General features: G+C 53.3%; 20 protein-coding genes, 1 tRNA gene and 1 rRNA gene. 14 read left to right on the top strand and 8 right to left on the bottom strand.

The features are described 5' to 3' along the window. The 8 genes from lpxA (at nt 1) to tilS (ending at nt 11,060) form a co-directional block, all read left to right on the top strand. Nucleotides 1-789 carry an acyl-ACP--UDP-N-acetylglucosamine O-acyltransferase gene (gene lpxA, locus AB182_RS20845; protein ID WP_047371762.1) on the top strand — a complete coding sequence of 263 codons (789 nt, stop codon included), beginning with the start codon at nt 1-3 and terminating at the stop codon, nt 787-789. Next, nucleotides 789-1,937, top strand: a complete 1,149-nt coding sequence (gene lpxB, locus AB182_RS20840; RefSeq protein WP_047371761.1) for a lipid-A-disaccharide synthase — start codon at nt 789-791, stop codon at nt 1,935-1,937. Before lpxA ends, lpxB begins: the two co-directional genes overlap by 1 nt. After that, the gene (rnhB, locus tag AB182_RS20835; RefSeq protein ID WP_047371760.1) at nt 1,934-2,530 is read left to right on the top strand and encodes a ribonuclease HII; all 597 of its coding nucleotides are present in this window, start codon (nt 1,934-1,936) and stop codon (nt 2,528-2,530) included. Before lpxB ends, rnhB begins: the two co-directional genes overlap by 4 nt. 25 nt (nt 2,531-2,555) lie before the next feature. Then, nucleotides 2,556-6,038, top strand: coding sequence for a DNA polymerase III subunit alpha (gene dnaE / locus AB182_RS20830; RefSeq protein WP_047371759.1), 3,483 nt, complete (start codon nt 2,556-2,558; stop codon nt 6,036-6,038). Nucleotides 6,039-6,050: 12 nt separating this feature from the next. Next, nucleotides 6,051-7,010: an acetyl-CoA carboxylase carboxyl transferase subunit alpha gene (gene accA / locus AB182_RS20825; RefSeq protein ID WP_039078446.1), complete on the top strand. Its 960-nt coding sequence runs from the start codon at nt 6,051-6,053 to the stop codon at nt 7,008-7,010. Between the two features lie 106 nt (nt 7,011-7,116). Next, complete coding sequence (locus tag AB182_RS20820) at nt 7,117-9,255, top strand: lysine decarboxylase LdcC (protein WP_047371758.1); 2,139 nt, start codon at nt 7,117-7,119, stop codon at nt 9,253-9,255. A 56-nt stretch (nt 9,256-9,311) separates the two neighbouring features. Then, complete coding sequence (locus tag AB182_RS20815) at nt 9,312-9,701, top strand: VOC family protein (protein ID WP_047371757.1); 390 nt, start codon at nt 9,312-9,314, stop codon at nt 9,699-9,701. A 63-nt stretch (nt 9,702-9,764) separates the two neighbouring features. Further along, entirely contained in the window at nt 9,765-11,060 is a 1,296-nt protein-coding gene (gene tilS / locus AB182_RS20810) for a tRNA lysidine(34) synthetase TilS (protein ID WP_047373392.1), read from the top strand. 29 nt (nt 11,061-11,089) lie between these two features. On the opposite strand, the gene rof is transcribed toward tilS, so the two are convergent. Both rof and AB182_RS20800 read right to left on the bottom strand, forming a co-directional pair. Further along, a complete protein-coding gene (gene rof / locus AB182_RS20805) occupies nt 11,090-11,350 on the bottom strand; it encodes a Rho-binding antiterminator (RefSeq protein ID WP_039078449.1) in 261 nt (86 codons plus the stop codon). Then, nucleotides 11,337-11,537 carry a YaeP family protein gene (locus AB182_RS20800; protein ID WP_039078450.1) on the bottom strand — a complete coding sequence of 67 codons (201 nt, stop codon included), beginning with the start codon at nt 11,535-11,537 and terminating at the stop codon, nt 11,337-11,339. The genes rof and AB182_RS20800 overlap by 14 nt, the downstream gene beginning before the upstream one ends. A 193-nt stretch (nt 11,538-11,730) precedes the next feature. Between AB182_RS20800 and AB182_RS20795 the strand changes: the two genes are divergently transcribed. From AB182_RS20795 to nlpE, 3 genes are read left to right on the top strand one after another with little or no spacing between them, the layout of a single operon-like run. Then, nucleotides 11,731-12,276 carry a YaeQ family protein gene (locus AB182_RS20795; RefSeq protein ID WP_047371755.1) on the top strand — a complete coding sequence of 182 codons (546 nt, stop codon included), beginning with the start codon at nt 11,731-11,733 and terminating at the stop codon, nt 12,274-12,276. Continuing rightward, nucleotides 12,273-12,695, top strand: a complete 423-nt coding sequence (gene arfB / locus AB182_RS20790; RefSeq protein ID WP_047371754.1) for an alternative ribosome rescue aminoacyl-tRNA hydrolase ArfB — start codon at nt 12,273-12,275, stop codon at nt 12,693-12,695. The genes AB182_RS20795 and arfB overlap by 4 nt, the downstream gene beginning before the upstream one ends. Before the next feature lie 35 nt (nt 12,696-12,730). After that, a complete protein-coding gene (gene nlpE, locus AB182_RS20785) occupies nt 12,731-13,426 on the top strand; it encodes an envelope stress response activation lipoprotein NlpE (protein ID WP_047371753.1) in 696 nt (231 codons plus the stop codon). A 34-nt stretch (nt 13,427-13,460) separates the two neighbouring features. Here nlpE and proS read toward each other — a convergent pair whose 3' ends face one another. The 6 genes from proS to metN form a co-directional block, all read right to left on the bottom strand. Beyond that, on the bottom strand, nt 13,461-15,179 hold the full coding sequence (gene proS / locus AB182_RS20780; protein ID WP_047371752.1) for a proline--tRNA ligase: 1,719 nt from the start codon (nt 15,177-15,179) through the stop codon (nt 13,461-13,463). Between the two features lie 112 nt (nt 15,180-15,291). Then, nucleotides 15,292-15,999, bottom strand: coding sequence for a tRNA (N6-threonylcarbamoyladenosine(37)-N6)-methyltransferase TrmO (gene tsaA / locus AB182_RS20775; RefSeq protein ID WP_047371751.1), 708 nt, complete (start codon nt 15,997-15,999; stop codon nt 15,292-15,294). Further along, complete coding sequence (rcsF, locus tag AB182_RS20770; protein WP_047371750.1) at nt 15,996-16,400, bottom strand: Rcs stress response system protein RcsF; 405 nt, start codon at nt 16,398-16,400, stop codon at nt 15,996-15,998. The genes tsaA and rcsF overlap by 4 nt, the downstream gene beginning before the upstream one ends. A 107-nt stretch (nt 16,401-16,507) precedes the next feature. After that, nucleotides 16,508-17,323, bottom strand: a complete 816-nt coding sequence (gene metQ, locus AB182_RS20765) for a methionine ABC transporter substrate-binding lipoprotein MetQ (protein ID WP_047371749.1) — start codon at nt 17,321-17,323, stop codon at nt 16,508-16,510. A gap of 43 nt (nt 17,324-17,366) precedes the next feature. Then, nucleotides 17,367-18,020, bottom strand: a complete 654-nt coding sequence (locus AB182_RS20760) for a methionine ABC transporter permease MetI (RefSeq protein ID WP_047371748.1) — start codon at nt 18,018-18,020, stop codon at nt 17,367-17,369. Further along, a complete protein-coding gene (metN, locus tag AB182_RS20755; RefSeq protein WP_047371747.1) occupies nt 18,013-19,044 on the bottom strand; it encodes a methionine ABC transporter ATP-binding protein MetN in 1,032 nt (343 codons plus the stop codon). The genes AB182_RS20760 and metN overlap by 8 nt, the downstream gene beginning before the upstream one ends. Nucleotides 19,045-19,232: 188 nt before the next feature. Between metN and gmhB the strand changes: the two genes are divergently transcribed. The 3 genes from gmhB (at nt 19,233) to AB182_RS20740 (ending at nt 21,859) form a co-directional block, all read left to right on the top strand. Then, nucleotides 19,233-19,799: a D-glycero-beta-D-manno-heptose 1,7-bisphosphate 7-phosphatase gene (gmhB, locus tag AB182_RS20750; RefSeq protein ID WP_047371746.1), complete on the top strand. Its 567-nt coding sequence runs from the start codon at nt 19,233-19,235 to the stop codon at nt 19,797-19,799. Between the two features lie 371 nt (nt 19,800-20,170). Beyond that, nucleotides 20,171-21,712, top strand: a 16S ribosomal RNA gene (locus AB182_RS20745). Nucleotides 21,713-21,782: 70 nt separating this feature from the next. Beyond that, a tRNA-Ile gene (locus AB182_RS20740) sits at nt 21,783-21,859 on the top strand. Nucleotides 21,860-21,915: the final 56 nt, after the last annotated feature.

The raw sequence follows: 21,915 nt of genomic DNA, 5'->3' as shown, positions 1-21,915 counted from the left end.
GTGATTGATAAAACCGCCTTTATTCATCCTTCTGCCATTGTTGAAGACGGTGCCGTTATTGGTGCCAATGCTCACATTGGTCCGTTTTGTATTGTTGGCGCTAACGTCGAAATCGGCGAAGGCACCGTACTGAAGTCTCATGTTGTCATTAATGGCCATACCAAAATTGGTCGTGATAACGAGATTTATCAGTTCGCCTCCATTGGCGAGGTTAACCAGGATCTGAAATATGCTGGTGAACCGACCCGCGTGGAAATTGGCGATCGCAACCGCATTCGCGAAAGCGTCACCATTCACCGTGGCACATTACAAGGCGGTGGGTTGACGAAGGTGGGCAGCGATAACCTGCTGATGGTCAATGCGCACGTTGCGCATGATTGCACCGTTGGCAGTCGTTGCATTCTGGCGAATAACGCCACACTGGCAGGCCATGTTTCCGTTGATGATTTCGCGATCATCGGTGGTATGACCGCGGTGCACCAGTTCTGCATCATCGGTGCGCACGTTATGGTTGGCGGCTGTTCTGGTGTCGCACAGGACGTCCCACCGTTCGTGATTGCTCAGGGTAACCACGCCACTCCGTTTGGCGTGAATATTGAAGGTCTTAAGCGTCGTGGCTTTAGCCGTGAAGCGATCACCGCGATCCGTAACGCGTACAAACTGCTGTACCGCAGCGGCAAAACGCTGGATGAAGCGAAACCTGAAATTGCCGAGCTGGCAGAACAGCATCCGGAAGTGAAAACGTTCATGGCGTTTTTTGAACGTTCCACGCGTGGTTTAATTCGGTAATGGCCGAACGTCGTCCGTTAACGATTGCCCTCGTCGCCGGAGAAACCTCCGGCGATATTCTTGGTGCCGGTCTCATCCGCGCACTAAGAGCGCGTATGCCCGATGCGCGCTTTGTCGGTGTTGCCGGGCCGCGTATGCAGGCCGAAGGCTGCGAGGCCTGGTACGAAATGGAAGAGCTGGCGGTGATGGGTATCGTCGAGGTGCTTGGTCGCCTGCGACGTTTGCTGCACATCCGTGCAGATCTCACGCGCCGCTTTAACGAGCTTAAACCCGATGTTTTTGTCGGCATCGATGCCCCCGATTTCAATATTACCCTTGAGGGGAACCTGAAAAAAAAGGGTATCAAGACCATTCATTATGTCAGCCCTTCGGTATGGGCCTGGCGCCAAAAACGCGTTTTCAAAATAGGCAGAGCCACCGATCTGGTGCTCGCTTTTCTGCCTTTCGAAAAAGCGTTTTACGACAGATTCAATGTCCCCTGCCGTTTTATCGGTCATACCATGGCGGATGCGATGCCGCTGGACCCGGATAAAAATGCGGCGCGGGACACGTTGGGCATCCCTCATGACGCCCACTGCCTTGCGTTACTTCCGGGTAGTCGTGGTGCTGAGGTTGAGATGCTGAGCGCCGACTTTTTGCGTACGGCGCAGCTATTACGTCATCACTATCCGGACCTTGAAGTCGTTGTACCGTTGGTAAATGCAAAGCGCCGTGAACAATTTGAACGCATCAAAGCGGCTGTCGCACCTGATTTACACGTGCATATGCTGGATGGTCTGGCGCGTGAAGCGATGATCGCCAGCGATGCAGCATTACTGGCGTCCGGCACTGCGGCACTGGAATGTATGCTGGCAAAATGCCCGATGGTAGTGGGTTATCGAATGAAGCCGTTTACCTTCTGGCTGGCGAAACGCCTGGTCAAAACCGACTACGTTTCACTGCCCAATTTACTGGCGGGCCGTGAGCTTGTTAAAGAGCTGCTGCAGGATGAATGCCAGCCTCAGGCGCTGGCTGATGCATTACTTCCCCTGCTGGCAAACGGCAAAACCAGCCATGCGATGCACGATATTTTCCGGGAGCTGCATTTGCAGATCCGCTGTAATGCCGATGAGCAGGCCGCAGACGCCGTACTGGAGTTGGCACAATGATGGAATTTGTTTACCCCCATATGCACCTGGTTGCGGGTGTGGATGAAGTTGGACGCGGTCCGTTGGTTGGCGCAGTGGTGACTGCCGCTGTCATCCTCGATCCTGCGCGTCCCATTATCGGTCTAAATGACTCGAAAAAATTATCAGAGAAACGCCGTCTGGCGCTGTATGACGAGATCAAAGAAAAAGCGCTGGCCTGGAGTCTGGGCCGCGCGGAGCCGCACGAAATCGACGAGTTAAATATTCTGCATGCCACGATGCTGGCGATGCAGCGTGCGGTCGCTGGGTTGGGGATCATTCCGGAATATGTTCTCATCGACGGCAACCGTTGCCCCAGTCTGCCAATGCCTTCGCTGGCGGTTGTAAAAGGCGATAGTCGTGTGCCTGAAATCAGCGCCGCCTCCATTCTGGCGAAGGTCACTCGAGATGCAGAAATGGCCACGCTCGATATGACTTTCCCCCAATACGGTTTCGCGCAGCATAAAGGCTACCCGACAGCTTTCCATCTGGAAAAACTGGCTGAGCATGGCGCAACGGAACATCATCGGCGCAGTTTTGCGCCCGTCAAACGCGTGCTGGGCCTTGTGTCCTGATTCTGTGACGTGAAGAGATCTGAAAATGGCTGAACCACGTTTCGTACACCTGCGGGTGCATAGCGACTACTCCATGATAGACGGGCTGGCGAAAACCGGGCCGCTGGTGAAAAAGGCGGCCTCTCTCGGCATGCCTGCGCTGGCGATCACCGATTTTACCAACCTGTGTGGCCTGGTGAAGTTTTACGGAACGGCCCACGGCGCAGGATTAAAACCAATTGTGGGCGCCGATTTTCATGTTCAGAGCGAATTGCTCGCAGACGAACTGACGCAGCTCACCGTACTGGCAGCAAACAACGTCGGCTATCAAAACCTGACGCTGCTGATTTCCCGTGCTTATCAGCGTGGCTACGGGGCGGCAGGGCCATGGATTGACCGCGACTGGCTGGTTGAGTTGAAAGAGGGGTTAATCCTGCTGTCTGGCGCCCGGATGGGGGATGTGGGAAGAAGCCTGATGCGCGGCAATAGCGTGCTGGTCGATCAGTGCGTGGCGTTTTACGAAGAGCACTTCCCCAACAACTATTATCTTGAACTGATTCGTACCGGTCGCGCGGACGAAGAGAGCTATTTGCACGCGGCGGTGCAGCTCGCCGAAGAACGCGGTCTGCCTGTTGTCGCCACCAACGATGTCCGTTTTCTTGATGCGGGCGACTTTGACGCGCATGAAATCCGCGTTGCTATTCACGACGGCTTTACCCTGGATGACCCTAAGCGTCCGCGTAACTACTCTGCACAGCAGTATATGCGCAGCGAAGACGAGATGTGTGAGTTGTTTTCCGACCTCCCGGAAGCGCTGGAAAATACGGTAGAAATTGCCAAGCGGTGTAACGTCACGGTGCGTCTGGGCGAGTACTTTCTGCCTCAGTTCCCGACCGGGGAGATGACTACAGAAGATTTCCTCGTTGCGAAGTCGAAAGAGGGGCTGGAAGAGCGTCTGGCATTCCTTTTTCCGGATGAAGCGGTCCGTAAAGAGAAACGTCCTGAGTATGACGAGCGCCTGGATATTGAACTCCAGGTTATCAACCAGATGGGCTTCCCTGGGTACTTCCTTATCGTAATGGAGTTTATCCAGTGGTCGAAAGATAACGGTGTGCCAGTAGGCCCTGGACGAGGCTCCGGTGCGGGCTCGTTGGTGGCCTATGCACTGAAAATTACCGACCTCGACCCGCTGGAATTTGACTTGCTGTTTGAACGTTTCCTTAACCCGGAACGTGTCTCCATGCCCGACTTTGATGTCGATTTCTGTATGGAAAAACGCGATCAGGTTATCGATCATGTGGCCGATATGTATGGTCGTGATGCGGTATCGCAGATCATCACCTTCGGTACGATGGCGGCAAAAGCGGTTATCCGCGACGTTGGCCGCGTGCTGGGGCACCCGTACGGCTTTGTCGATCGTATTTCCAAGCTGGTTCCGCCCGATCCAGGCATGACGCTGGCGAAAGCCTTTGAAGCGGAACCGCAACTGCCAGAAATCTACGAAGCTGACGAGGAAGTCAAAGCGCTAATTGATATGGCGCGTAAGCTGGAAGGTGTCACGCGTAACGCCGGTAAACACGCCGGTGGCGTGGTTATCGCACCGACCAAAATTACCGATTTTGCGCCGCTCTATTGTGATGAAGCCGGGCAACATCCGGTTACCCAGTTTGATAAGAACGATGTGGAATATGCGGGTCTCGTGAAGTTCGACTTCCTGGGGCTGCGTACACTCACCATCATCAACTGGGCGCTGGAGATGATCAATGCCCGCCGTGAGAAGAACGGCGAGCCACCGCTGGATATCGCCGCTATCCCGCTTGACGACAAGAAAAGCTTCGACATGTTGCAGCGCTCGGAAACCACCGCGGTATTCCAGCTTGAATCTCGCGGCATGAAAGATTTGATCAAACGTCTGCAGCCTGACTGCTTCGAAGATATGATAGCCCTCGTGGCTCTGTTCCGTCCAGGCCCCCTACAGTCCGGGATGGTGGATAACTTTATCGACCGTAAACATGGGCGCGAAGAGATTTCCTACCCGGACGTACAGTGGCAGCATGAGAGTCTGAAACCGGTACTGGAGCCGACCTACGGCATCATTCTGTATCAGGAACAGGTGATGCAGATTGCTCAGGTCCTTTCTGGTTATACTCTCGGCGGCGCGGATATGCTGCGTCGTGCGATGGGTAAGAAAAAGCCAGAGGAAATGGCCAAGCAGCGCGGGACCTTCGAAGAAGGGGCGAAGAAGAACGGCGTTGATGGCGAGCTGGCGATGAAAATCTTCGATCTGGTGGAGAAATTCGCCGGGTACGGATTTAACAAATCGCACTCTGCTGCCTATGCTTTAGTCTCATACCAGACGCTGTGGCTGAAAGCGCACTATCCGGCTGAGTTTATGGCGGCGGTAATGACTGCCGATATGGACAACACCGAGAAGGTGGTCGGCCTGGTGGACGAATGCTGGCGTATGGGGCTCAAGATCCTGCCGCCGGATATCAACTCTGGCCTGTACCATTTCCACGTCAATGACGACGGTGAAATTGTTTACGGCATTGGGGCTATCAAGGGCGTGGGTGAAGGCCCGATCGAAGCGATACTTGAGGCTCGTAATAACGGCGGTTATTTCCGGGAATTGTTTGATCTCTGCGCCCGTACTGATACCAAAAAACTCAATCGCCGGGTGCTGGAAAAGCTGATAATGTCCGGGGCGTTTGACAGGCTGGGGCCGCATCGTGCCGCACTGATGAACGCATTGGGCGACGCGCTGAAAGCCGCCGATCAGCACGCGAAAGCGGAAGCGATTGGTCAGGCCGATATGTTCGGTGTCCTGGCGGAGGAGCCAGAGCAGGTTGAACAGTCATATGCCAGTTGCCAGCCGTGGCCAGAGCAGGTGGTACTGGACGGTGAACGTGAAACCCTGGGGCTGTATCTGACCGGGCACCCGATCACCCAGTATTTAAAAGAGATCGATCGTTACGTCGGTGGTTACCGACTAAAAGACATGCACCCGACCGAACGTGGCAAAGTCACCACGGCGGCGGGGCTGGTAATTGCAGCGCGGGTTATGGTCACCAAGCGCGGCAATCGTATTGGCATCTGTACGTTGGATGACCGTTCCGGGCGCCTGGAAGTCATGTTGTTCACGGACGCCCTGGATAAATATCAGCAACTGCTGGAAAAAGACCGCATACTGATCGTCAGCGGACAGGTCAGCTTTGATGACTTTAGCGGGGGGCTTAAAATGACCGCCCGCGAAGTGATGGACATTGACGAAGCTCGTGAAAAATATGCGCGCGGGCTTGCTATCTCGCTGACGGACAGGCAAATTGATGACCAGCTTTTGAACCGACTCCGTCAGTCTCTGGAACCCCACCGCTCGGGGACCATTCCAGTACATCTCTACTATCAGAGGGCGGATGCACGTGCACGATTACGTTTCGGCGCAACGTGGCGTGTCTCTCCGAGCGATCGTTTATTAAACGATCTCCGTGGCCTCATTGGTTCGGAGCAGGTGGAACTGGAGTTTGACTAATACAGGAATACTATGAGTCTGAATTTCCTTGATTTCGAACAGCCGATTGCCGAGCTGGAAGCGAAAATCGATTCTCTGACGTCCGTAAGTCGTCAGGATGAAAAACTGGATATTAACATCGATGAAGAAGTGCATCGTCTGCGTGAAAAAAGCGTAGAACTGACGCGCAAAATCTTTGCCGATCTTGGTGCATGGCAAGTTGCTCAGTTGGCTCGCCATCCGCTGCGTCCATACACCCTGGATTATGTCCGCCTCGCATTTGATGAATTTGACGAACTGGCTGGCGACCGCGCTTATGCGGACGATAAAGCTATCGTCGGTGGGATCGCTCGCCTCGACGGGCGTCCTGTGATGATTATCGGCCACCAGAAAGGCCGCGAAACCAAAGAAAAAATTCGCCGCAATTTTGGTATGCCAGCGCCGGAAGGGTATCGCAAAGCGTTGCGCCTGATGGAAATGGCAGAACGTTTCAATATGCCGATCATCACTTTTATCGACACCCCAGGTGCATATCCTGGCGTGGGTGCGGAAGAGCGTGGTCAGTCTGAGGCGATCGCGCGTAACCTGCGGGAAATGTCCCGTCTGAGCGTACCGGTTATTTGTACCGTTATCGGTGAAGGTGGTTCTGGCGGTGCGCTGGCCATTGGCGTGGGTGACAAAGTGAATATGCTGCAATACAGCACCTATTCCGTTATCTCCCCGGAAGGCTGTGCGTCCATTCTGTGGAAAAGCGCCGACAAAGCGCCATTAGCTGCCGATGCAATGGGCATCATTGCACCGCGTCTGAAAGAGCTGAAACTGATCGACTCGATCATTCCGGAGCCGTTAGGCGGCGCACACCGTAACCCGGAAGCAATCGCTGCCTCTCTGAAAGCGCAACTGATTGCGGATCTGGCGGATCTGGACGTACTGAGCAAAGATGATCTGCGTAATCGCCGTTACCAGCGTCTGATGAGCTACGGTTACGCCTGATAAGCGTTGAAAGATCATTCTGAAAAGCCACACATTGTTGTGGCTTTTTTTATACCCACGGTTTACCTCAACTATGATTAACTTAGGTTTTTTTCAGGAGGTAACCGTGAATATTATTGCCATCATGGGGCCGCACGGCGTCTTTTACAAAGATGAGCCGATCAAGGAGCTTGAGCAGGCGCTCCAGGCGCAAGGGTTTCAGATAATCTGGCCACAAAATAGCAGCGACCTGCTGAAATTTATCGAACACAACCCGCGCATCTGCGGTGTCATTTTCGACTGGGACGAGTACACGCTCGATTTATGCAGCGATATCAACCAGCTTAACGAATACCTCCCTCTTTATGCCTTTATTAATACCCATTCAACGCTGGACGTCAGTGCACAGGATATGCGCATGGCGCTGTGGTTTTTTGAATATGCTCTGGGGATGGCCGATGACATTGCAACACGTATTGGGCAGTACACGAAAGAGTATCTCGATAACATCACGCCGCCTTTTACCAAAGCGCTGTTTACCTATGTGAAAGAGGGGAAATATACCTTCTGTACGCCAGGTCATATGGCGGGTACGGCCTACCTGAAAAGCCCGGTCGGCTGTCTGTTTTATGATTTCTTCGGCGGAAATACGCTGAAAGCTGATGTTTCTATCTCGGTTACCGAGTTGGGCTCGCTTCTGGACCATAGCGGGCCCCATCTGGAAGCCGAGGAGTATATTGCCCGCACCTTTGGCGCTGAACAAAGCTATATGGTCACCAACGGGACCTCCACCTCTAATAAAATTGTGGGTATGTACGCCGCGCCGGTGGGCAGTACGCTACTTATCGACCGCAATTGCCACAAGTCGCTGGCCCATCTGTTAATGATGAGTGATGTTACGCCGCTGTGGCTGAAACCGGGACGTAACGCGCTGGGGATTCTGGGCGGCATTCCGCGCCGGGAATTTACCCATGCCAGTATTGAACAAAAGATTGCTGCAACCGCTGGCGCAGCCTGGCCGGTCCATGCGGTAATCACCAACTCCACGTATGACGGGCTGTTATACAACACCGACTGGATTAAAAAAACGCTGGATGTGCCTTCTATTCATTTCGATTCCGCGTGGGTGCCGTACACAAATTTTCATCCGATTTATGCCGGAAAGAGCGGCATGAGCGGAGAGCGGGTGCCTGGAAAAGTGATATTCGAAACGCAATCGACACACAAAATGCTGGCGGCGTTTTCGCAGGCCTCGCTCATTCATGTTAAGGGTGAATATGACGAAGACACCTTTAACGAAGCGTTTATGATGCATACGTCCACATCGCCGAGCTATCCGCTGGTTGCCTCCATTGAGACCGCCGCGGCCATGTTGCGCGGTAATCCGGGTAAACGGCTGATTAACCGTTCGGTTGAGCGCGCGTTGCATTTCCGTAAAGAGGTACAGCGGTTAAAAGATGAAGCCGATGGCTGGTTTTTTGATATCTGGCAACCCGAGGAGATCAACGAGGCGGACTGCTGGCCGGTAGCGCCAGGAGAAAGCTGGCACGGTTTTCGCGACGCCGATGAAGATCATATGTTCCTCGATCCGGTCAAGGTGACTATTCTGACGCCGGGTATGGATGAGCAAGGCACTATGAGTGAAGAGGGGATCCCGGCGGCGCTGGTGGCGAAGTTTCTTGATGAGCGCGGCGTGGTGGTGGAAAAAACGGGTCCTTACAATCTGTTGTTCCTGTTCAGTATCGGGATCGATAAAACCCGTGCCATGGGCTTATTGCGTGGATTAATGGAGTTCAAACGATCCTATGATCTCAATTTACGCGTGAAGAACATGCTGCCGGATCTGTATGCAGAAGATCCTGACTTCTATCGCAACATGCGGATCCAGGACCTTGCGCAGGGCATCCATAAATTGATTCGCCAGCACGATCTGCCGCAACTGATGCTGCGGGCGTTCGATGTGTTGCCGGAAATGAAGCTGACGCCGCATCAGGCATGGCAACAGCAAATTCGTGGTGAGGTAGAAACCATCGAACTGGAAAGGCTAACGGGACGTATTTCCGCCAATATGATCTTACCTTACCCGCCGGGCGTGCCGTTACTGATGCCGGGCGAGATGATCACCGAAGCGAGTCGCTCGGTTTTGGATTTCCTGTTAATGCTCTGTGCGATAGGGCGGCACTATCCGGGTTTTGAAACAGATATCCATGGCGCGAAGAGGGGAGAAGATGGCGTCTATTGGGTACGTGTCTTAAAAAGACCGTAGCCTCTTGCGGGTTACCTGCCACAACGGTAACGTGCGAAGAGACAAAAGGAGACACTATGCTGGGTTTAAAACAGGTACATCACATCGCCATCATCGCAACGGATTATGTAAAGAGTAAAGCGTTCTATTGCGATATCCTGGGTTTTACGCTGCAAAGCGAAGTTTATCGGGAAGAGCGCGACTCATGGAAAGGCGATCTGGCGTTGAATGGTCAGTATGTCATTGAGTTGTTTTCGTTTCCCTTTCCGCCAGCACGTCCGAGTGGGCCGGAAGCCTGCGGATTGCGTCATCTGGCTTTCAGCGTTGCGGATATCGATCAGGCGGTTGCTCACCTGCAGGCGCACAATGTCACCTGCGAGGCAATACGTGTGGACCCCTATACCGGTAAACGCTTTACCTTTTTTAAAGATCCTGACAACCTGCCGCTGGAACTCTATCAGCAGTAAGCCTTGCCAGTCACAGCAATGCCCGGTAACGTGCCGGGCATGATTTCCGTTTTGGTTAATACCATGATCCTGCCATTACTTTCTCGCTTGCCTGTCCATCAACGCCAGTTTTTGGTGGCATTCAGCGGCGGGCTCGATTCGACGGTACTGCTGCACCGTCTGGTACAGTGGCGTCATCAGCAGCCGGATATTTCCCTGCGCGCGATTCATATTCACCACGGATTAAGCGCCAATGCGGATGCCTGGGCTGCCCATTGTCAGCAGATCTGCGAGGGCTGGCAGGTGCCGCTTGTTGTTCATCGGGTACAACTCGTGGATGAGGGTGATGGGATTGAAGCGCAGGCGAGAAAAGCGCGCTATGCCGCTTTTACTCAGGCGTTACTACCCGGGGATTTACTGCTTACTGCCCAGCATCTTGACGACCAGTGCGAGACATTTTTACTGGCGCTTAAACGGGGAAGTGGTCCGGCCGGGCTTGCGGGTATGCCGGAAACGCTGCCATTTGCCGATACCATGCTCCTTAGACCGCTGTTGAATGAAACACGCGAATCGCTGCTTCGCTGGGCGCAGCAACATGGGTTATCGTGGGTTGAGGACGAGAGTAACGCCGATGATGCATATGACCGCAACTTCCTGCGTTTGCGCGTTCTGCCGGTATTGAATGCCCGTTGGCCACATTTCGCCGATGCGGTTGCCCGGAGTGCTGCTTTATGCGGCGAGCAGGAGCACTTGCTTGATGAACTGCTGGCAGAAGAGCTCGCGGCAGCGACTCACCGTGACGGCGGGCTGTCGATTGCGGCGCTGGAAACGTTAAGCGCGGTACGCCGTGCTGCTCTCTTACGTCGTTGGCTTTCCGCGCAAAAGGCGCCGATGCCCTCCCGGGAGATGCTGCGAAGGGTCTGGCAGGAGGTGGCGTTAGCCAGAGAAGATGCCACGCCATGTCTGTGCCTTGGCGAGCATGAAATCCGCCGCTATCAGGGCTATTTGTGGTGGGTTAAGACCCTTACGGGCCAGCGCGAAAATGTGCTGCTATGGAGCGATCCTTTTTTGCCGCTGACGTTACCTGACGGGCTTGGCGTTCTGCGGCTTATGCCTGGTGATGAACTGCGGCCGCCGAAGGCTGACGAAGCGGTATCGGTACGCTTTCAGGCGACAGGAACCTTGCACATCCAGGGGCGTAACGGGGGCCGTAAGCTCAAAAAGATCTGGCAGGAGTTGGGTGTTGCGCCCTGGCGTCGGGATACAACGCCACTGCTTTTTTACGGTGAGTCACTGATTGCTGCGGCGGGCGTGTTTGTTACGCAGGAGGGAAAAGCAGAAAATGGGCAGCCTGGAATGCGGCTAATGTGGCAGAAGTAACGGGCAGTCAACGCTGCCCGAAAGTGCCGTCAGGATTCGCTCACCACGACGGTGCCGATTTCCGGATGACTAAAGCTGGCAATTTTGTCGAGACGCAGTTCGCGCGTTGTTCCTGCAATTTCAACAACCAAATATTCCACATTTTTGCGAGATACTAAATCGCTGGCTTTTGCCTGCAGTGTTTCGCCATCTTTGAGCTCGAGCGTCAGTAAGAGATGATGCTGACAGGCGAGTTCCAGGTTGTCATAGTCATCGCAATTGATGGGTTGATAGGTATCATTCATTGACATAATCGCTCACCAGTAAGTTCGCGGCAGCATACGCCGCCTTTTCCCTGACCGACTCTGAAACGGCATCGTCCGAAGCCACTTCATTCAAAACCTTCAATACGCACCCCAGCGCATCCGGGATATACCCTAAGTCTCCGCTGGCAATTTCCGCATACCGCTGGCGTATTAACTCACAATAATTTCCCACACGTCCTCCTGTCAGCACTCTGGCTTTACTGTGAGATACCATTAAGCCTACGAAGATTAACTCTGTTTAGCAAGGTGACTATACCATACCCGACAGGTCATTATCAGAGTGATGAATTAACCGCAGAATAAGAGATAACAGCACGTTATATCTTTATTCGCTACAATAGCCGCTGTTATGCAAAGGAGGCGGTATGGCGCTTAAAGCAACCATTTATAAAGCTACTGTGAATGTGGCGGATTTAGACCGGAATCAGTTTCTCGATGCCACATTGACGCTTGCCCGTCATCCTTCCGAGACACAGGAGCGCATGATGCTGCGCCTGTTGGCATGGATTAAATTCGCGGACGAACGGCTACAGTTCACCCGTGGGCTCTGTGCGGATGATGAGCCCGAAGTGTGGCTACGCAACGATCATCTGGGTATCGACCTGTGGATCGAGCTCGGATTGCCGGACGAACGGCGGATAAAGAAAGCCTGTTCCCAGTCGAAAGAGGTGGCGCTGTTCACCTATAACTCTCGAGCGGCGCAAATCTGGTGGCAGCAGAACCAGACTAAACTCGCTGGATTTAAAAATCTGAGCATTTGGTATTTGGATGATGAGCAACTGGCGATGCTCAGTGGGCTGGCGGAGCGGACAATGTCGCTGCAAGCCACTCTCCAGGAAGGAACTATCTGGCTGAGCGATACTCAAACCAATCTGGAAATCCACCTGACGACCTGGCAACAGCACGCATGATTGAGATATCCCGCCAGGTCAGTATTCCTGATGAAGAGCTGGAGATCACGGCAATTCGCGCGCAAGGGGCGGGTGGACAGCATGTGAATAAGGCCTCTACGGCTATCCATCTGCGTTTCGACATTCGTGCGTCCAGCTTGCCCGAGTTTTATAAAGAGAAGCTGCTGGCAGCGACGCATCATCTCTTAACGTCCGAGGGCGTCGTGATTATCAAGGCGCAGGAATACCGTAGTCAGGAAATGAATCGCGAAGCGGCGATCGCCCGGCTGGTGGCGTTAATCAGGGAACTGACGGTGGTGCAAAAAAATCGTCGGGCTACTCGCCCAACGCGGGCGTCGAAAGAGCGGCGCCTGGCGGGTAAAGCGCAGAAATCCTCTGTAAAAGCGCTACGAGGGAAGGTTCGTCGCCCGCAGGAGTGACGAACGAGATAAGAACTGTTCATAAGGAAAAAAGAGTGAATAAAGTGATTGTATCTTTGGCTGCGGCAATGACACTCTTTGCGCTGATGGGGTGCAACAACCGGGGAGAGGTTGAAACGGTATCCCCGGTGCGGGCTGAAAAGCTCAAGCCAATGCAACAGAGCTGGCGCGGTATTTTGCCGTGCGCTGATTGTGAAGGCATCGAAACCTCATTGTTCCTTGAAAAAGATGGCACCTGGGTGATGAATCAGGGTTATCAGGGCGGCAAAGCACCATCAAATTTTGCCTCCTACGGGCGATGGGCTCGCACCGCAGACAAGCTAGTGCTGACGGATGCCGGTGGCGATAAACTCTATTTCCGCGCGAAAGGCAGTGCGCTGGAAATGCTGGACCGGGAAGGGAATCCGATTCACTCGCAGCTTAATTATGTATTGCAGCCGATCACCGCAACATTGCCAACAACGCCGATGGCGATGCGGGGCATGTATTCGCGTACTGCTGGCATGGCGGAGTTCGCCGATTGTATTACGGGCAAACGGGTTGCAGTAAGCAACGACGCGCGGCTCGAACAACAATATAAAGCAGCGGCAGGTCAGACTTCGCAGCCGGTATTGCTGGAGGTGGAAGGGCATTTCACGCTACAGCCGAAAACGGATAACGGGGTGATGGAGAAGGCGCTGGTGGCGGATAAAAACGCGAAATTTATAGCCGGAAAAGATTGTAATCACTAATAAAAAAGCCTCGCATATGCGAGGCTTTTTACTGTTAGCCCTTGATGGCGCTGACAAGGTAATTCAGGATATCGCCCGTCTTGATCATCTGTTTCTCGCCGGTGCGACGGTACTTGTATTCAATCTCGTCGTTGTCGAGGTTACGATCGCCCAGCACGATGGTGTGCGGAATACCGATGAGCTCCATATCGGCGAACATGACGCCCGGGCGCTCTTTTCGGTCATCCATCAGTACGTCAATACCCTGCGCGCTCAGCTCGGCATACAGCTTCTCAGCCAGCTCCTGAACGCGGTAAGATTTGTGCATGTTCATTGGCAGAATCGCTACCTGGAACGGCGCAATCGCTTCTGGCCATACGATACCGCGATCGTCGAAGTTCTGTTCAATCGCCGCAGCCACAACACGGGTTACCCCGATACCGTAGCAACCCATGGTCAGGATCTGGTTACGTCCGTCTTCGCCCTGAACAGCCGCCTTGAGCGCTTCTGAGTATTTGGTACCTAACTGGAAGATGTGACCGACTTCGATACCGCGTTTAATCAGAAGCGTACCCTGACCGTCCGGGCTCGGATCGCCGGCAACCACGTTACGGATATCGGCAACTTCCGGGGTTGCCACATCGCGATCCCAGTTGATACCAAAGTAGTGTTTACCATCAATGTTAGCGCCAGCGGCAAAATCGCTCATTGCCGCAACGGTACGGTCTATAACGACCGGAATCGGCATATTTACCGGCCCCAGCGAACCCGGACCCGCATTTACCACGGCGCGAATTTCGGCTTCGGTCGCGAAAGTCAGCGGGCTGGCAACCTGTGCCAGTTTTTCTGCTTTTACTTCGTTCAGTTCGTGATCGCCACGCACCAGCAGGGCAACCAGCGGGTAGCTGCTGCCTTCAACGGCTTTGACCAGCAGTGTCTTGACGGTTTTTTCAATCGGCAGGTTGAACTGCTCAACCAGTTCGGCGATGGTTTTCGCGTTCGGCGTATCAACCAGCGTCATTTCCTGGGTTGCCGCCGCACGCGGCGCTTTCGGTGCTACCGCTTCTGCCAGTTCGATGTTTGCGGCATAGTCAGAAGTATCAGAGAAGACGATATCATCTTCACCGCTCTGCGCCAGTACCTGGAACTCATGAGACGCGCTACCGCCAATAGAGCCGGTATCGGCCTGAACCGGGCGGAACTCCAGCCCGATGCGGGTAAAGATTTTGCTGTAGGCGGCATACATCGCGTCGTAGGTTTCCTGCAGCGATTCCTGAGAGGTATGGAAAGAGTAGGCATCTTTCATCAGGAATTCACGGGAACGCATTACGCCGAAACGCGGACGTACTTCGTCACGGAACTTGGTCTGGATCTGGAAGAAGTTCAGCGGCAGCTGTTTGTAAGAGCTGAGCTCGTTACGAATCAGATCGGTAATCACTTCTTCGTGAGTCGGGCCGAGTACGAACGAACGCTCGCCACGATCAGAAATACGCAGCAGTTCCGGGCCGTACTGCTCCCAACGACCACTCTCTTGCCACAGTTCAGAAGGCTGAACGACCGGCATTAACACCTCAATCGCACCGGCGTTGTTCATCTCTTCACGCACGATGTTTTCGACTTTTTTCAGGACGCGCACGCCGGTCGGTAGCCAGGTGTACAACCCGGAGGCCAGCTTACGGATCATCCCGGCGCGCAACATCAACTGATGGCTGATGACTTCGGCGTCGGCAGGTGTCTCCTTCAGTGTGGAGAGCAGGTATTGGCTAGTACGCATGTTGTTACGGTTCCATTTGGACGATTGGAACAGACTCAAAAGGAGCCTGATTCAAAAAAAGTGATTCAGTTTACCAGCGAGAAAGAGATGCCAAAAGTAGAGGGAGGAGAAATTAACGGCCTTCAAGCGCAAACACTTCAAAACCTGCCGTGGTCACGCGCCAGCGTACGTTGAAATCCAGCAACAAGACAGCGTACGTTTTCCCCATTTCCTCATCTTTACGGTATGCCGGGCGCGGATCCTGCGCCAGAACCTCAATAATAAACGACCTTAGCTGCGGGTAACGCTTTTCTAACTGAGGAAATGTCGCTTCGATCTCCGGCATGAAGTACACCGGCATCTCCGCGACGGGTGCCTGCTGCGCATAGCTGGCGCTGGCATGCGGCAGAGCCTCAGCAAAGGGTAGGTAAGGCTTGATATCTACGACGGGCGTGCCGTCAACGAGATCGAGACTGCCCAGGCGCAAAATGACATGTTCTTTCTCGCAGTGGATACCTTTAAGTTCCACCAAAGACATACCAATCGGGTTAGGGCGGAAGGTCGAGCGTGTGGCGAAAACACCCATCCGCGCATTCCCTCCGAGCCGTGGCGGGCGTACCGTAGGGCGCCAGCCGCCGGCCATAGTCTGGTGGAAAATAAACACGACCCAAAGATGACTGAATGCTTCGAGTCCGCGTACGGCTTCAGCCTGATTGTAGGGAGGCAGCAGATGGAGTTCGCCGCCCCCGTGTTTAACCAGACCAGGCTGGCGGGGAACGGCAAACTTTTCTTTATAGGGGGAGCGGATGACGCCTATCTGCTCAATGGCAAATGTGGTCATTTCGCCGTTACGTTCAGTGCTGAACCTACGCACACAGCCTGACGGTAGCAACCCGGCGTGCCGCTGGTGATTTCACAACTGTGGAGCAGAACCGCATTCGCTTTCATTTTTGATGCGTTGATTTGCATGCGTTTACGGGCGGTCGGGATATTCGGCGGTGAATCCTGATTCGTTGCCTGGCAAGAATCGCCGGTAACTTCACCTAAATCACGGAACGGTTTACCCACCAAATCTTCAGCATTGGTAATGATTCGAACCGGCGTCAGACGCGGCGGCTTCGGTTTTGCGGGTTCTGTTTTAGGCGGGGTTGCTGTGCTTTGAACAGGTTCGACAGGAGATCTGCTTAGCATTGAACAGCCGCTCAGCATGAGTGCTAAAAAACAGATCGGTAAAGCACGCATAATATATCCTCAAAAAATGATCTTAACGCCGCTTATTGAATCAGGAGCTTGCACAAATGACAAGACGGGCAAGCGCCCGTCCTGAAGGATATTGCTGACGGGCAGAATTACCAGCCTTTCACCGCACCACCATTGAAGACTTTGTTCGCGGCTTCGTAGACTTCGTCAGACTGATAAGCCTGAACGAATTTCTTCACGTTTTCTGCGTCTTTGTTGTCTTCGCGGGTAACGATCAGGTTAACGTACGGAGAGTCTTTATCTTCGACAAAGATACCATCTTTTGCTGGCGTCAGATTGATCTGACTGGCGTAGGTGGTGTTAATAACGGCCAGTGCGATTTGCGCATCGTCCAGTGAACGTGGCAATTGTGGGGCTTCCAGCTCAACAATTTTCAGGTTTTTCGGGTTCTCTGTAATATCCAGAGCGGTCGGCAGCAGGCCAACGCCATCTTTCAGTTTGATCAGACCTTGTTTCTGCAACAGCAGCAGAGAACGGCCGAGGTTAGTCGGATCGTTTGGTACAGCGACCTGAGCACCGTCCTGCAATTCATCAATAGATTTGATTTTTTTGGAGTAGCCTGCGATCGGGTAAACAAAGGTATTGCCAACAGCGACCAGTTTATAGCCACGATCTTTGATCTGCTGATCCAGGTACGGTTTGTGCTGGAAGGCATTGGCGTCAATGTCACCTTTACTCAGCGCTTCGTTCGGCAGAACGTAGTCATTAAAGGTTACCAGCTCAACGTCCAGACCGTATTTCTCTTTCGCGACTTTCTGGGCAACCTCGGCAACCTGCTGTTCAGCACCGACGATGACGCCGACTTTAATGTGGTTCGGATTCTTTTCGTCCTGACCACAACCTACCAGAGCCAGAGAACCAATCAGGGCACCCACTGCCGCAAAGGTCTTGAATTTAAAAGCCATGTGTTTTTTCCTTTCTTTCAGAGTCGTTGTGTTGTGAGCAACGTTATTTATGCGTAACAGAGCGAACGATACGATCGCCTGCAAACTGAATTAAGTAAACCAGAATCACCAGCAGCGCCAGGACGGTATTCATCACAACGGCGTTATAGCCAATGTAGCCGTACTGGTAGCCAATCTGTCCCAGACCGCCAGCGCCCACGGCACCCCCCATCGCGGAATAACCCACCAGGGTAATCAGGGTAATCGTTGCCGCATTGACCAGACCCGGCAGCGCTTCCGGCAGCAGCACCTTACGGATGATCTGCATCGGGGTTGCGCCCATTGCGCGAGAGGCTTCAATCAGGCCAGTCGGAATTTCCAGCAGGGCGTTTTCCACCATACGGGCAATAAAAGGTGCTGCACCGACGGTCAGTGGCACAATTGCTGCCTGCAGGCCGATAGAGGTTCCCACAATGATGCGGGTGAACGGGATCATCCAGACCAGTAAAATGATGAACGGGATCGAACGGAAAATATTCACCAGCGCCGAAATCGTACGGTACAGTTTTGCGTTCTCAGATATTTGCCCCGGGCGTGAAACGTACAGCAGCACGCCAACCGGAAGACCCAGTACAAAACCGAAGAAACCAGATACGAAGGTCATCGCCAGCGTTTCCCAGACGCCGCGCGCCAGTAACCACATCATTGCCTCAGACATAACCCAGCACCTCTACTTTCACATGGTGTTCCTTAAGCCAGGCAATAGCGGCTTGCGTATCTTGCGGCTCGCCGTGCATTTCTGTCAGCATAATGCCGAATTTCACGCCGCCGGCGTAATCCATCTGCGCGCTGATAATATTGTTATTCACGTTATAGCGGCGTGCGGTCTCAGAAAGCAGTGGGGCATCAACCGATTGACCAGTGAACTCCATGCGTAACATCGGCACGCTGCCGGCCAGCGGCTGCTCTTTCAGGCGCTGCAGATAATCCTCAGGGATATCCAGGTGCAACGTTGACTGAATAAATTGCTGTGCCAACGGCGTTTTGGGATGAGAGAACACTTCACTTACCGTGTCCTGCTCTATTAGCTCACCGTTACTGATAACGGCAACGCAGTCGCAAATGCGCTTTACAACGTCCATTTCATGGGTAATGAGCAGGATCGTCAGGCCCAGTCGACGGTTAATGTCTTTCAACAATTCCAGAATGGAACGGGTCGTTGCCGGATCCAGCGCGCTGGTGGCTTCATCACACAGCAACACTTTCGGGTTGCTCGCCAGTGCGCGGGCAATGGCTACACGCTGCTTTTGACCACCGGACAGGTTCGCTGGATAGCTGTCGTGTTTGTCGCCCAGCCCAACCAGGTCCAACAACTCTTTGACGCGACGGTTAATCTCTTCGCGCGGCGTGTTATCCAGTTCAAGCGGCAACGCGACGTTACCAAACACGGTGCGGGAAGAGAGTAAATTAAAGTGCTGGAAGATCATGCCAATCTGACGGCGGGCTTTAGTCAGTTGTGCTTCTGAAAGGGCGGTCAGCTCCTGGCCGTCAACCTGGACGCTTCCCTGGGACGGGCGCTCAAGCAGGTTAACGCAGCGAATTAGCGTACTTTTACCGGCGCCAGAGGCTCCGATGACGCCATAAATTTGCCCGGCAGGTACATGCAGGCTGACATTGTTCAGCGCCTGTATGGTGCGCGTTCCCTGCTGGAACACTTTGGTTATATTGGAAAGTTTAATCATCAGATTATTTTTATCATATGAGAGTTAGCCGTGGCATTTTGTTCTGCCTGTTACGGGTGATGACCGTAAACAAGGCGGATGTTAAGGCATCCAGACGTCTAAATCAATCGAACCCTGCTCGATGAGCACTTTCCTGTGCGGTGAAACATGAGATACTACGCGCACATGCCTTTTTCAGGAGCAACCCGGTGGCAAAATCAGTACCCGCAATTTTCCTTGACCGTGATGGCACGATTAATGTCGACCACGGCTATGTGCACGAAATTGATAATTTCGAATTTATAGAGGGTGTCATTGACGCCATGCGCGAACTTAAAGCTATGGGCTTCGCGCTGGTGGTGGTGACCAACCAGTCCGGTATCGCACGCGGTAAATTCACCGAAGCGCAATTTGAAACGCTCACCGAATGGATGGACTGGTCGCTGGCCGATCGTGATGTCGATCTGGATGGTATCTATTATTGTCCGCACCATCCTCAGGGAACAGTAGAAGAGTTCCGCCAGGTGTGCGACTGCCGCAAACCCCATCCGGGCATGCTCATTTCTGCTCGAGATTATCTGCACATTGATATGTCTGCTTCTTATATGGTGGGTGACAAACTCGAAGATATGCAGGCCGCTGCCGCTGCGGATGTGGGAACGAAAGTGCTGGTACGTACCGGGAAGCCCGTCACGCCAGAGGCGGAAAATGCGGCAGATTGGGTGATTAATAGTCTTGCGGACCTGCCTGCGGCTATCAAAAAGCAACAAAAATAACCGTTATGATGAAAAGATGAGCGGTTGAAATAAAAATGCATTTTTTCGCTTGTCATTCATCGCGGGCTGCCTATAATGCGCCTCCATCGACACGGCGGATGTGAATCACTTCACGCAAAAAGCCGGTTCGGTTGAAGAGAAAAATCCTGAAATAACGGGTTGACTCTGAAAGAGGAAAGCGTAATATACGCCACCTCGCAACGGTGAGCGAAAGCCGCGTTGCACTGCTCTTTAACAATTTATCAGACAATCTGTGTGGGCACTCAAAGTGACATGGATTCTTAATGTCTTCGGACAATAAATGAATACCAAGTCTCTGGAGTGAACACGTAATTCATTACGAAGTTTAATTCTAAGAGCATCAAACTTTTAAATTGAAGAGTTTGATCATGGCTCAGATTGAACGCTGGCGGCAGGCCTAACACATGCAAGTCGAACGGTAGCACAGAGGAGCTTGCTCCTCGGGTGACGAGTGGCGGACGGGTGAGTAATGTCTGGGAAACTGCCCGATGGAGGGGGATAACTACTGGAAACGGTAGCTAATACCGCATAACGTCGCAAGACCAAAGAGGGGGACCTTCGGGCCTCTTGCCATCGGATGTGCCCAGATGGGATTAGCTAGTAGGTGGGGTAATGGCTCACCTAGGCGACGATCCCTAGCTGGTCTGAGAGGATGACCAGCCACACTGGAACTGAGACACGGTCCAGACTCCTACGGGAGGCAGCAGTGGGGAATATTGCACAATGGGCGCAAGCCTGATGCAGCCATGCCGCGTGTGTGAAGAAGGCCTTCGGGTTGTAAAGCACTTTCAGCGGGGAGGAAGGCGATACGGTTAATAACCGTGTTGATTGACGTTACCCGCAGAAGAAGCACCGGCTAACTCCGTGCCAGCAGCCGCGGTAATACGGAGGGTGCAAGCGTTAATCGGAATTACTGGGCGTAAAGCGCACGCAGGCGGTCTGTCAAGTCGGATGTGAAATCCCCGGGCTCAACCTGGGAACTGCATTCGAAACTGGCAGGCTTGAGTCTTGTAGAGGGGGGTAGAATTCCAGGTGTAGCGGTGAAATGCGTAGAGATCTGGAGGAATACCGGTGGCGAAGGCGGCCCCCTGGACAAAGACTGACGCTCAGGTGCGAAAGCGTGGGGAGCAAACAGGATTAGATACCCTGGTAGTCCACGCCGTAAACGATGTCGACTTGGAGGTTGTGCCCTTGAGGCGTGGCTTCCGGAGCTAACGCGTTAAGTCGACCGCCTGGGGAGTACGGCCGCAAGGTTAAAACTCAAATGAATTGACGGGGGCCCGCACAAGCGGTGGAGCATGTGGTTTAATTCGATGCAACGCGAAGAACCTTACCTGGTCTTGACATCCACGGAATTCGGCAGAGATGCCTTAGTGCCTTCGGGAACCGTGAGACAGGTGCTGCATGGCTGTCGTCAGCTCGTGTTGTGAAATGTTGGGTTAAGTCCCGCAACGAGCGCAACCCTTATCCTTTGTTGCCAGCGGTCCGGCCGGGAACTCAAAGGAGACTGCCAGTGATAAACTGGAGGAAGGTGGGGATGACGTCAAGTCATCATGGCCCTTACGACCAGGGCTACACACGTGCTACAATGGCGCATACAAAGAGAAGCGACCTCGCGAGAGCAAGCGGACCTCATAAAGTGCGTCGTAGTCCGGATTGGAGTCTGCAACTCGACTCCATGAAGTCGGAATCGCTAGTAATCGTGGATCAGAATGCCACGGTGAATACGTTCCCGGGCCTTGTACACACCGCCCGTCACACCATGGGAGTGGGTTGCAAAAGAAGTAGGTAGCTTAACCTTCGGGAGGGCGCTTACCACTTTGTGATTCATGACTGGGGTGAAGTCGTAACAAGGTAACCGTAGGGGAACCTGCGGTTGGATCACCTCCTTACCTTAAAGAACCTGCCTTTGCAGTGCTCACACAGATTGTCTGATGAAATACAGCAGTAAAAAATCTCTGCAGGCTTGTAGCTCAGGTGGTTAGAGCGCACCCCTGATAAGGGTGAGGTCGGTGGTTCAAGTCCACTCAGGCCTACCAAATTTCCCTGAATACTGCGTTGTGAAATGACTCGCATACCGGTGTATGCTTCGCCA

The organism is Phytobacter ursingii (assembly GCF_001022135.1).
Taxonomy (GTDB): domain Bacteria; phylum Pseudomonadota; class Gammaproteobacteria; order Enterobacterales; family Enterobacteriaceae; genus Phytobacter; species Phytobacter ursingii.
Note: the sequence above shows the minus strand (reverse complement) of the source record. Positions and strands in the feature narration are given on the sequence as shown.

What these genes read in the sequence shown, in the direction of transcription:
- lpxB (WP_047371761.1), top strand. Translation starts at nt 789, where the DNA reads ATGGCCGAACGTCGTCCGTTAACGATTGCCCTCGTCGCCGGAGAAACC.
- rnhB (WP_047371760.1), top strand. Translation starts at nt 1,934, where the DNA reads ATGATGGAATTTGTTTACCCCCATATGCACCTGGTTGCGGGTGTGGAT.
- dnaE (WP_047371759.1), top strand. Translation starts at nt 2,556, where the DNA reads ATGGCTGAACCACGTTTCGTACACCTGCGGGTGCATAGCGACTACTCC.
- accA (WP_039078446.1), top strand. Translation starts at nt 6,051, where the DNA reads ATGAGTCTGAATTTCCTTGATTTCGAACAGCCGATTGCCGAGCTGGAA.
- AB182_RS20815 (WP_047371757.1), top strand. Translation starts at nt 9,312, where the DNA reads ATGCTGGGTTTAAAACAGGTACATCACATCGCCATCATCGCAACGGAT.
- tilS (WP_047373392.1), top strand. Translation starts at nt 9,765, where the DNA reads ATGATCCTGCCATTACTTTCTCGCTTGCCTGTCCATCAACGCCAGTTT.
- rof (WP_039078449.1), bottom strand. Translation starts at nt 11,350, where the DNA reads ATGTCAATGAATGATACCTATCAACCCATCAATTGCGATGACTATGAC.
- AB182_RS20795 (WP_047371755.1), top strand. Translation starts at nt 11,731, where the DNA reads ATGGCGCTTAAAGCAACCATTTATAAAGCTACTGTGAATGTGGCGGAT.
- arfB (WP_047371754.1), top strand. Translation starts at nt 12,273, where the DNA reads ATGATTGAGATATCCCGCCAGGTCAGTATTCCTGATGAAGAGCTGGAG.
- proS (WP_047371752.1), bottom strand. Translation starts at nt 15,179, where the DNA reads ATGCGTACTAGCCAATACCTGCTCTCCACACTGAAGGAGACACCTGCC.
- tsaA (WP_047371751.1), bottom strand. Translation starts at nt 15,999, where the DNA reads ATGACCACATTTGCCATTGAGCAGATAGGCGTCATCCGCTCCCCCTAT.
- rcsF (WP_047371750.1), bottom strand. Translation starts at nt 16,400, where the DNA reads ATGCGTGCTTTACCGATCTGTTTTTTAGCACTCATGCTGAGCGGCTGT.
- metQ (WP_047371749.1), bottom strand. Translation starts at nt 17,323, where the DNA reads ATGGCTTTTAAATTCAAGACCTTTGCGGCAGTGGGTGCCCTGATTGGT.
- AB182_RS20760 (WP_047371748.1), bottom strand. Translation starts at nt 18,020, where the DNA reads ATGTCTGAGGCAATGATGTGGTTACTGGCGCGCGGCGTCTGGGAAACG.
- metN (WP_047371747.1), bottom strand. Translation starts at nt 19,044, where the DNA reads ATGATTAAACTTTCCAATATAACCAAAGTGTTCCAGCAGGGAACGCGC.